Below are 4,049 nucleotides of genomic sequence, written 5' to 3' on the forward strand. Positions count from 1 at the left end.
GCGCACGATCGGCTCGTCGCGGTCGACGATCTCCTTCATGCGCTGTTCGATCTTGGCGAGGTCGTCCAGGCTGAACGGCTCGTCGCGGGCGAAGTCGTAATAGAAGCCGTCCTCGATCGCCGGGCCGATGGTCACCTGCGTGCCGGGGAACAGCTCCTGCACAGCCTCGGCCAGGATGTGGCTGACGTCGTGGCGGATCGTCTCCAGGGCGTCGGGCGACTCCCGCGTGACGATCTCGAACTTGCCGCCGGCCTCCAGCTTGCGGTCCAGGTCCAGCAGCTCGCCGTCCAGCTTGATGAGGACGGCCTTCTTCTCGAGCGACTTCGAGATGCCGGCGGCGATCTCGCGGCCCGTGACGCCGTCAGGGAACTCGCGTTTTGCGCCGTCGGGGAAAATCAGGTCGATCATGGCTCTTCACACTTCCAGTCGCGCGCCGCGGCCTGCCCATCCGGGCCCTCGGGCTTGCGGCGCGGAGGCGGCGGCGGGTCCCAGCCCGCGCCGCCCCAGGGATGACAACGGCACAGCCTGCGCACCATGAGGACCGTTCCTCGCACAGGACCGTGCCCGATCAGGGCCTCGGCGGCGTACTCCGAACAGGTCGGAGCGAACCGGCACTGGCGCCCGATCAGCGGGGACAGCGTCAGCTTGTAGGCGCGCAATGCGCCCCTGACGCCTCTCTCGTACAAGCTCATGCCGGCTGCGGTTTGCGATTGCAGGTCCCGACGGGACCCCGAGAGGTTCAAGCCGCGCCGGCGGGAGTAGTTCGCGCGCGCGGAGGCGACGCCGGCCGCGGGACCGGGGCAAAAGGCGCGACGATGTCCGTCAGGCGAAACATGGCGAACCGGGTTGCAAGCAAGGCGCGCCGGATACCACAGGCGGGCCCGGAACGAAACCTTTGGGCGGGGGTGTTTGCGATGTGGGGCGAGCGCGGGCCGGCAAGAAGGGCCCGCGTCATCGCGCCCCCCGGCCTTCCGCTTCCTGCTCGTCATCCCGGGCTTGTCGCGGGGATCCATCCGTCGGCCGCATGACCGCGGACGCGGGGCGCGCGGACGCGACCCGCCACGAGACGCGCCGGTCGCCAAACCCTGGATCCCGACGCAAGGCCGGGGATGACGAGCTTGAATTTGGGTGCGAGGGGGAGAGGCCCCCTCACCCCGAGTCGCGGTGGGGCGGGACCCGATCGGACGTATCGGGCGGCGGCTCGTCGGCCTCGCCCTCGAAATCCACGTCTTCGAGATAGGGCGGCGGGCGCGGCAGCGCGCGCCAACGGCCGGCGAGGTCCTCCGGCAGGTCCAGCATCCGGCAGGCCCGCAGCACCTGTTCGTCCAGGTCGGCGGTGGTGAAGTCGGGCTGCTCGATCCAGTCGTCGAGCGCCATGTCGAAGTCGGTGAGGCGTTCCTCGCGCGCGTCGGGATCGGCGACGGCCGCCGTGGCCACGCGCTCGACGGCGTCCTGGAGCTCCCGCGTGCGCGTCTCGACCTGCTGCTCGCGAGCGAAGGCGTCGCGCCGGCCGAGGATCTTCGCGCGGGCCGTCTGGTCCGCCTGGCCCTGCTGGGCCTTCATCTTGAGCGCCAGTGTGGAGCGCAGGCAGCGCGCACCCGCTGGTACGTCCGCCCCAGGTCGGCGACCTCGTCGGGGTCGGTGGCGGCCGTGAACTGCGCATGCGCATGGGCCACAGCCTCCACGTCCCGCTCGACGAGCCAGGCCAGGACTTCCATGTCGCGATCGGTGGCGAACATGGGGGAAAGGTAGGGGGGCTGTACGTCAGAAGCGGACGTAGATGGGCGTCCCAGAAAATATCGGCGCGCTCCCGTCTAGCACAGAGCGGGCGTCAGTTATCCACCCGCAAGCCCTGCTCCTGCTTCGCTCATCGTTATGATTGCCGCTAGTATTGCGCAGATCGCCGACAGAAACAGGACAACATTAAAAACCAGACTGCGAAGTGACGCATTCCTAAGCGTCCAAGGAATTTCTAACGCCTCACTAGGCCGGTAGTGTTCCGGCGCGTTTAGGAAGACGAATATGTTCAACAAGAGAGGGAGGGATATTAGAACCCAAACACCGGCCAATATTATTGCATAGCTGCCACCCTGCGATCCGCGCAGAGCCAGAATCGCGATCGCAACCGAGTTGAATTGCAGCAGGGTTTGCGACCTAGAGGCGACGAGCTCAATCCAATTTTCAAGGCGCTGGATAGTCGTGGCGTCGTCGACATTCCCACTTCGGAATACAGCGACATATGCCTTCAACGTCTCCTCCGAAGAGACAATGGCGGCTTGTCGCCCGATCGAGGGCATGATCAACAGATGTGACCTCAGCCCACCCCCAACACTTGGCTCCTTCAAAGTCACCTTCGTCGCCTGGGCTCCGGCATCGGCGGGTACGGAGTTGCTGGGGTCAGGAAGGGCTTCAGCTTCCGGAGCAGTCTGGGTCTCACGGCCAAGCGAGTCTCTCATTCGCGCCTCTCCATCGGCGGCGAAGCTTAGCAGCTCAACTTTCGACATCGCGGAACAATTCAGCATTCCGCATCCATAAAGCCGGAACCTGGGTCGGCGCATAGCTGGGCCGGCTTTTGCCGCGCCAGTGGCGCCCCGCCATTCGTCCCTCGATAGAAGGGCTCCCACGCGTCTCAGGGAGAGACTTCCCTACCCCGTCGGCAGTTCGCGGATCTCGACCGTGCCGCCGGCCTCGAACACCGGGTTGCCGGGGAGGAGGGCGCGGGCTTCTTCGAGGTCCTTGGCGGTGACGCGGACGAAGCCGGTGATATGGGTTAGGGGGTCGGGGGCGACGCCGGCCTTGCGGACGCAGTGGCCCGGGCCGACCTTGCTGCCGCCCTGGAACACGCCCGCCTCGCGTAGCCGGGACAGGTAGGGCTCCCAGTCCAGCCCGCCGTCGCCCGAGGCGTCGTCGTGATGGAGGAAGATGAAGTCCGGCATCAGGTTCTCCGCTCGACCGCGCTGCGCATCGCCTCGGCCGCCGCCTCGAAGGCCAACAGCGTCGACGTGTGACGGGCGGGATAATCCTTCACCGGAGCCAGCAAGGCCAGATCGCCGAAGCGGCCTTCCGGAGGCGGCCCACCCGTCTTGAGCATGGAGCGGAACGCATCACGGGCGGATTCGAGTTCCGCAAGACTTGCGCCCATGACGTTGGCGCCCAGCACCGAGGCCGCGGCCTGGCCCAGGGCGCAGGCCTTCACGTCCTGGGCGAAATCGGCCACGTGGCCGTCCTCGACCTTAACGTCGATCACAACGCGGCTGCCGCAGAGCTTCGAGACCTTTTCCGACGTGGCGTCGGGGGCGGACAGGCGCCCGGCGCGCGGCATCTCGGCCGCCAGCCGCAGCACCTTCGCCGAATAGAGGTCGTCGATCATGGCCTCTAGGTCGTCATCGGCGGGGGCGTTGTCAAACGCGGGATTCCGCCACAACCGCTCGCAAGCTCGTCATGGCCGGGCTGGACCCGGCCATCCATTCCAGGGCGCTCGCCGGCCGGGCTCGTCCAGCGGCCGGTTGGATCGCCGGGTCAAGCCCGGCGATGACGAGCAGAAAGTGGGAAAGCTACGGCCTCACCCTCAGCGTCTGCATGCCGCGGAAGAACGGGAGGGTGCGCCAGTCGGGCGTGGCGTCGGGTTCGGCGAGCTTGAGGTCGGGGAAGCGCTCGAACAGGCGGACCAGGGCGACCTGGGCCTCCAGCCGGGCCAGGGGCGCGCCGATGCAGATGTGGGCGCCGCCGCCGAACGAGATGTGCGGCTTGTGCTTGCGGCTGACGTCGAAGCGGTGGGGCTCCTCGAACACCTCGGGGTCGCGGTTGGCGGCGCGCAGCACCACCGTCACCGCCTGGCCGGCGTGCATCGGGCAGCCGCCCATCTCAATGTCGCCCGAGGCGATGCGGCCGGTGATGTCGACCGGCGGCTCGTAGCGCAGCACCTCCTCGACCACGGAATTGATGATCGAGGGGTCGGCCTTCAGCTTGGCGAGTTCGGACGGGTTGAGGATCAGCAGGCGCACGGCGTTGCCGATCAGGTCGGTGGTGGTGAGGTTGCCGCCGACCAG

The 4,049-nt window shown here is 67.5% G+C and carries 8 protein-coding genes; all 8 read right to left on the reverse strand.

From position 1 onward, the window contains the following. A partial coding sequence (locus tag Q0L11_RS15200) for a TGS domain-containing protein (protein WP_296598330.1) occupies nucleotides 1-408 on the reverse strand: 408 nt, incomplete at its 3' end. After that, nucleotides 405-692, reverse strand: a complete 288-nt coding sequence (yidD, locus tag Q0L11_RS15205) for a membrane protein insertion efficiency factor YidD (protein ID WP_296598331.1) — start codon at nucleotides 690-692, stop codon at nucleotides 405-407. The genes yidD and Q0L11_RS15200, both read right to left, overlap by 4 nt. 457 nt (nucleotides 693-1,149) lie before the next feature. Then, a complete protein-coding gene (locus Q0L11_RS15210; protein ID WP_296598332.1) occupies nucleotides 1,150-1,563 on the reverse strand; it encodes a hypothetical protein in 414 nt (137 codons plus the stop codon). After that, a complete protein-coding gene (locus Q0L11_RS15215; RefSeq protein WP_296598333.1) occupies nucleotides 1,560-1,739 on the reverse strand; it encodes a hypothetical protein in 180 nt (59 codons plus the stop codon). The genes Q0L11_RS15210 and Q0L11_RS15215 overlap by 4 nt, the downstream gene beginning before the upstream one ends. A gap of 96 nt (nucleotides 1,740-1,835) precedes the next feature. Beyond that, nucleotides 1,836-2,504, reverse strand: coding sequence for a hypothetical protein (locus Q0L11_RS15220; RefSeq protein WP_296598334.1), 669 nt, complete (start codon nucleotides 2,502-2,504; stop codon nucleotides 1,836-1,838). A gap of 141 nt (nucleotides 2,505-2,645) precedes the next feature. After that, nucleotides 2,646-2,936: a hypothetical protein gene (locus tag Q0L11_RS15225; protein WP_296598335.1), complete on the reverse strand. Its 291-nt coding sequence runs from the start codon at nucleotides 2,934-2,936 to the stop codon at nucleotides 2,646-2,648. Next, entirely contained in the window at nucleotides 2,936-3,370 is a 435-nt protein-coding gene (locus Q0L11_RS15230) for an iron-sulfur cluster assembly scaffold protein (protein ID WP_296598337.1), read from the reverse strand. Before Q0L11_RS15230 ends, Q0L11_RS15225 begins: the two co-directional genes overlap by 1 nt. A 184-nt stretch (nucleotides 3,371-3,554) precedes the next feature. Then, nucleotides 3,555-4,049: cytochrome P450 (locus Q0L11_RS15235; protein ID WP_296598338.1), on the reverse strand; the 495-nt coding region annotated here is incomplete at its 5' end.

Source organism: Phenylobacterium sp. (genome assembly GCF_024508875.1).
Taxonomy (GTDB): Bacteria; Pseudomonadota; Alphaproteobacteria; order Caulobacterales; family Caulobacteraceae; genus Phenylobacterium.